At 36.7% G+C, this 6,229-nt stretch carries 3 protein-coding genes; 2 read left to right on the top strand and 1 reads right to left on the bottom strand.

Annotated elements, in window-relative coordinates:
* Positions 1–477: 477 nt before the first annotated feature.
* Entirely contained in the window at positions 478–3,714 is a 3,237-nt protein-coding gene (locus VB711_RS26180; RefSeq protein WP_323289362.1) for a DEAD/DEAH box helicase, read from the top strand.
* 6 nt (positions 3,715–3,720) lie between these two features.
* Positions 3,721–4,560 carry an SWIM zinc finger family protein gene (locus tag VB711_RS26175; protein WP_323289361.1) on the top strand — a complete coding sequence of 280 codons (840 nt, stop codon included), beginning with the start codon at positions 3,721–3,723 and terminating at the stop codon, positions 4,558–4,560.
* 22 nt (positions 4,561–4,582) lie between these two features.
* Here the strand turns inward: VB711_RS26175 and VB711_RS26170 are convergent, their stop codons facing one another.
* Positions 4,583–5,809 carry a PQQ-dependent sugar dehydrogenase gene (locus VB711_RS26170; protein ID WP_323289360.1) on the bottom strand — a complete coding sequence of 409 codons (1,227 nt, stop codon included), beginning with the start codon at positions 5,807–5,809 and terminating at the stop codon, positions 4,583–4,585.
* Between the last annotated feature and the right edge of the window lie 420 nt (positions 5,810–6,229).

The following is a 6,229-nucleotide window of genomic DNA, read 5'->3' as shown; positions in this document are numbered from 1 at the left end:
GGGATACACTAATCTTATACAGTATATTAGTAGCAAGTTAGTTACTTAATTTTCATTAAGACTAAGAATGAGAAATTTTTTTCAATTCTTTTTCAGAGATTACAAGGATTTTGTACTTTTTTCAATACATCATTCTTGTGTTTCATTTTTTGATTTTTGATAGAATTACAAATTAGACCTCTTGCATAAATACTTTGGTGTTACCAAGAATATTTTAGAAAAGCTCACGCAAAGGCGCAAAGACGCAAAGAAGAATTTGAAAATTACGACTTTTGCAAGAAGTCTATTGAGCCGCACACACAAAACGAAAGGTGGTACTACTATGCAGCAAATTACTCTTCATGAAGCATCTCAACACTTATCTGATTTAATTGAAATCCCATCATTAGGCATATTATTACAATTTAAAAAAAATCTCATCAAATTCATGTATGCTAAATATTAAAGTTTATCATTATAAATGATGGAAATAACGCTATGAAAATCGTTCATGGCACCTGGATACCTAACACAGAAACCGACTTTATTCAGTCAGGGTCATTTTATCTGTGGGTAGAAATGCCTATAACAAAAAGCAGCCGTAAAAATAAACAACAGATTCATCCTGGACATCTAGCCAAGGGTGAATTAATCAATTTCTTAGTCCAGGAATTGGGAATTAAAGAACCAGCACCCGAACTAAGCCAACGGGTATCTGCCAAATTCTTTGCTTTACCAACCGCAGATCATCAACCCCTACCTTCACCCGAACTAATTAAGTATCTAGAAATAGAAATTCCAGAAGAATACACAGAATTTCAATATTGGCAAGTAGATTGTTATGAAACTTTAACGTTTATTAAAAATAGTACACCTGCAATTAATATTATCAGACTACTCAATGATATTCATTTTTTAGCAATCAATAATCTGAGTGAAATTCAACTCGGTTCTGATTTATTGTTTTGGTATCACTATACGCAATCATTTAAACAAATAATTCTCAAAGACCAATATATTCCATCTCTGAAATATCGCCAATTAGAAACGCCTCCACCCAAAGGTAAAAGTAAAAAAACAATTCCACCTGCATTTGAAATCTATGCTGGTTGGTCAATTATTTCCGAGCAGTATGAAGCCAATATTCAAAAATATATTGAATATATGCCCTTGATTTGTGTGGCAGGGTCAGCAACGAAAAATGAAAATATTGAGTTTTTTGATCAACAAACGCTGTTACGTCACTTTTCTGAATCTATCCTCCATAATATAGTTAATCAAACTTCCTCTACTGTTGCCTTTGATAAACAAATTACAGATTCCTTAGTTTACTATTGTTTTTATTCTCAACATCATAATCCCCGCACCACCAATATAACTTTAGAGGAATACAAACAGTGGCAGATTTGGAAAAACAAAATTACTCGCTCCCAATCAGAATTACCTTTTCATCTGTGTTTTCAATTAAATTCACCTGCTGCTGAACAAATAGATAACTGGCAAATGCAGTTTTTGGTATCTAGTAAACAAGACCCTTCTCTGAAGTTGGCTTTGGCAGATTATTGGCCAATGAGTCAAAAAACTAAACTAGGTGTACAAAAGCAATATGGTGAAAACTTTGAAACAAATTTACTGTTAAATTTAGGATATGCAGCGCGGATGTATCCTCAATTATGGCAAGGATTAGAAACAGATACTCCTGTGGAAATGCAACTAACATTAGAAGAGGCATTTTCATTCCTCCAAGAAAGTGCTTGGGTGTTAGAAGATGCAGGTTTTAAAGTGACTGTTCCGGCTTGGTATACCCCTGCTGGTCGTCGTCGTGCTAAACTGCGACTCAAAGCTTCCGGCAAAAGTCGTTCTGCAACTAAGGGAAAAAACAAAAATTATTTTGGTTTAGATTCTTTGGTACAGTATGAATACGAATTAGCAATTGGTGAGCAAGTTGTCACTAAACAAGAGTGGGAACAATTAATTAATGCTAAAGCTCCTTTGGTGCATTTTCGCGGACAATGGATGGAATTAGACCGTGATAAAATGCAGCAATTACTAGAATTTTGGCAATCTCATGGTGATGAAAAACCAGAGATGTCTGTGTTAGAATTTCTCCAACGTAATGCTGAATCTGGGAAAGATTGGGATATTCAACATGATGAAATTTTGTCAGATATGATGGCAAAACTACAAGATAAAAGTAGTTTAGAACCAATTTCTGACCAGTTAAATCTGCAAGGTAATTTGCGCGAATATCAAAAGCGTGGTGTGGCTTGGTTAGAATATTTGGAACGTTTGGGTTTAAATGGCTGTTTAGCAGACGATATGGGTTTAGGTAAGTCGGTACAGGTAATTGCTAGACTTGTCCAGGAGCGAGAGTTATTTTCCTCTGAGATAGGGACGTGGGGAGATGAGGGAAATAAGGGTGATGGAAAAACAAGATTATCTAATGTACCACCAACGCTGTTAATTGCACCGACTTCCGTGGTTGGTAACTGGCAAAGGGAAATTGCTAAATTTGCTCCGCATCTACAAAGTATGATACATCATGGGAGCGATCGCATCCAAATTGCTCCTGAGTTCAAAACCGCTTGTCAACAGCAAGATGTAGTCATTACCTCTTTTACTTTAGCTCGCAAAGATGAGAAACTACTGCATGGTATAAAGTGGCAAAGAATTGTTTTAGATGAAGCGCAAAATATTAAAAATCCTAAAGCTGCACAAACCAAAGCTATTCTCAAACTTTCAGCTAAACACCGACTGGCTTTAACAGGAACTCCAGTGGAAAACCGTTTGTTAGATTTATGGTCAATTTTTAATTTTCTCAATCCTGGATACTTAGGTAAGGAAGCACAGTTTCGTAAATGTTTTGAGATTCCTATTCAAAAAGATAACGACAGAATAAAATCCAGTACGCTGAAGAAATTAGTTGAACCTTTGATTTTACGTCGGGTAAAAACAGACAAATCTATTATTAACGATTTACCAGATAAAGTTGAACAAAAACTCTACACCAATTTGACTAAGGAACAAGCTTCATTGTATGAAGTAGTCGTTAAAGATGTAGAAGAGAAATTACAAACAGTCGAAGGCATTCAACGCAAAGGTTTAATTCTCTCAACTTTGATGAAATTAAAGCAAATTTGTAATCATCCTGCTCAATTTTTACAAGATAACAGCGAATTTTCCACAGAACGATCGCACAAACTCAGTCGCTTAGTGGAAATGGTAGATGAGGCTATTTCTGAAGGAGAAAGTTTATTGATATTTAGTCAATTTACGGAGGTATGCGAACAAGTAGAAAAATACATTAAACACAATTTACGTTGCAATACTTATTATTTGCATGGTGGCACAAGTCGTTCACGTCGGGAAAAGATGATTACAGAATTTCAAGAACCTGATACAGAAGCATCGGTTTTTATTTTATCATTGAAAGCAGGTGGTGTGGGTATTACTTTAACCAAAGCTAATCACGTTTTTCATTTTGATAGATGGTGGAATCCAGCAGTTGAGAATCAAGCCACAGATAGAGCATTTCGGATTGGACAACAAAAGAATGTGTTTGTGCATAAATTTGTGGCTATTGGTACTTTAGAAGAGAAAATTGACCAAATGATAGAAGATAAGAAAAAACTTGCTGATGCTGTGGTTGGCAATGATGAATCTTGGTTAACTGAGTTAGATAATGATGCTTTCAAACAATTAATTGCTTTAAATAAAAGTGCAATTTTGGAGTAAAATATTATGGTTAAATTTAGTCGGACATGGTGGGGCGATCGCTTTATTCAAGCATTAGAAAATTTTACTGATGATGGTCGCTTGCAAAGAGGACGTTCCTATGCAAGTAATGGTAAAGTTCTAAATTTTGAAATTGAGAAAAATCACATTACTGCTAGAGTCAAAGGTTCAGTTAATCCTTACTTTGGTGTATATAAAGAACCGACTTACAATATTTCCATTGAAATTAAATCTATTCCTAAAAGTAGTTGGAATGAAGCAATTGACAAGCTATCATCCAAAGCTAGTATTGTTTCCAGATTACTACTAAATGAAGTCCCAGAGAATATTGAAGATACTTTTAAACAATTGGGGTTAAATTTATTACCCCATAGTAGTAAAGACTTTCAAACCAAATGTTCCTGTCCAGATTATGCTAATCCCTGTAAACATATTGCTGGGGTTTATTATTTAGTTGCGTCCCAATTGGATAATAATCCATTTCTTTTATTTGAATTGCGGGGATTATCAAAAGAGGAACTTCAGACTAAACTAGCTAATTCTAATTTAGGTAAAGCACTTTCACAGGAATTTAATATTCAAGAAGTTAGTTTAGAATCTTCTACTTCGTTTTATACCAAACTAGAAAAACAATCTGTTGATGAAAAGCCAAGTGTAAGGGAATTTTGGTTAGGAAAAAAGCGTTTACCCCAAACTATAGAAGTGCCAAGTTCTAGTGGTGTTTCGGCAATTCTTGTCAAAAAACAGGGCGATTTTCCAGCTTTTTGGCATAAAGATAATTCTTTTATTGAAACAATGGAGGAACTTTATCAACGAGTGAAAACAAAAAATCAAAGTTTACTTTAGGTCAATCTCACGATTAACCTCTTTATCGAGTAATACGAAGAATTTTATCTCGCTGTGGAGGACAATTTCCCCTTCCATCACAGTTACTGGTAGTGACATATAATTCACCATCTGTCCCCATAATTGCTTCTCGCAGTCGTCCATATTGACCTTGCAAATACACCTCATGACGCTCAATTTGTTGGGGAGATTGGGGGTTGAAAACAACACGCTGCAAATGTTGAGAACGAAGGCTGGCAATTATTAAGCTGCCTTTCCACTCAGAAATAGAATTTCCAGTATAAATTGCTGCGCCACCAGGAGGTAAAGCTTCACGCCAAACAATTGACGGAGTAACCATTCCTTTCTTTGATTCACAACGGTAGATAGTAGGCCAGCCCAGATTGTCTCCGGCTTTTGCTAAACTGAGTTCATCGTGACCCCTTCTTCCCAAATCCCCACTAGGTCCGTGGTCTGTTACCCATAGTGTCGATTTATCTAGCCAATCAAACCCTTGAGTGTTGCGAATCCCAGTGATATAGACAGGATTTTTACTAAACGGATTGTCTTGCGGTACTTGTCCGTCAGGAGTCACACGCAGGATTTTACCAGCAAGGCTATTAACATCCTGGGAACTTTGGGGTTCTCTGGCATCACCTGTGCCAATGTAAAGCATTCCATCTGGTCCAAAGCGAATACGACCACCGTTATGAAATTGCGCTACGGGAATATTGTCAACAATTACTTTATCTGGGGAAGCAGTGAGTCCATTTTCAGATAGTCGCCATCTTTCCACACGATTAACCTGTGATCCATTTTGATCAGCAGTGTAGTAAATGTAAAAAAATCGGTTTTTAGCAAAGTTAGGATGAGTGGCAATACCCAATAAACCATCTTCACCGCTTTCTGTTACCTTGATAGTAGCTACTGGTTGGGAAATAAGTTTACCATTCCGCACGAGGCGAACTCGTCCCGGTCGTTCGGTAACTAACATATCTCTATTTGGCAGAAAAGTTATCCCCCAAGGAACTTCTAGACCTGTCACCACTTCTTCTACCCGCAGTTTTACTTGTCCTTGAGAACCGAACCCATTTTCTACTAAGGTACAGGCTTGATTGTTAGTAGCAGTTTGTTGGCTGACTTGTTGGGCTGTTTGTACTTGTTGATTATTAGTGTTTGCAGACTCAGTTGTTGCTAAGTCGCAAGCTGAAATTCCGACTAAAACCATGCCAAAAAGTAATTTTGCTGCCAGAGTTTTTGTCTGTTTCATGATTTGTTTTGTCTACAAAATTACTACCTACGTGGTCTTGGGAATTGACGGCTGAATACTTAGGATTTGAGTTAGGGACTTCCAAATAAAAAAACACTCAATCACCTAACGCAAAAAATCTCACTATGGCTAACGCCACGCTACGCTATCGACAAGCTCAGTGACCACTCAAACCCTCATTTCTCTGCGTTCTCCGCGCCTCTGCGGTTAGTTAATCCAGATAATTTATTTTTTGGGAGTCCCTTAGTAAGTAATCAAGGTAATTTTAGCATTTTCCATCACCGTAAGTAGATGGGTGCAAATAAACATAACTATGTGAAGAGAAATTAACGAGGCTAAAACCCCCTTCCCTCCTACTTATTGCCCATAATTGTATTGTTCATTGCCTCAAAATTCGATTATTAGGATTTGATTCCTAAC

This window comes from Cronbergia sp. UHCC 0137 (assembly GCF_034932285.1).
Lineage (GTDB): Bacteria > Cyanobacteriota > Cyanobacteriia > Cyanobacteriales > Nostocaceae > Cronbergia.
Note: the sequence above shows the minus strand (reverse complement) of the source record. Positions and strands in the feature narration are given on the sequence as shown.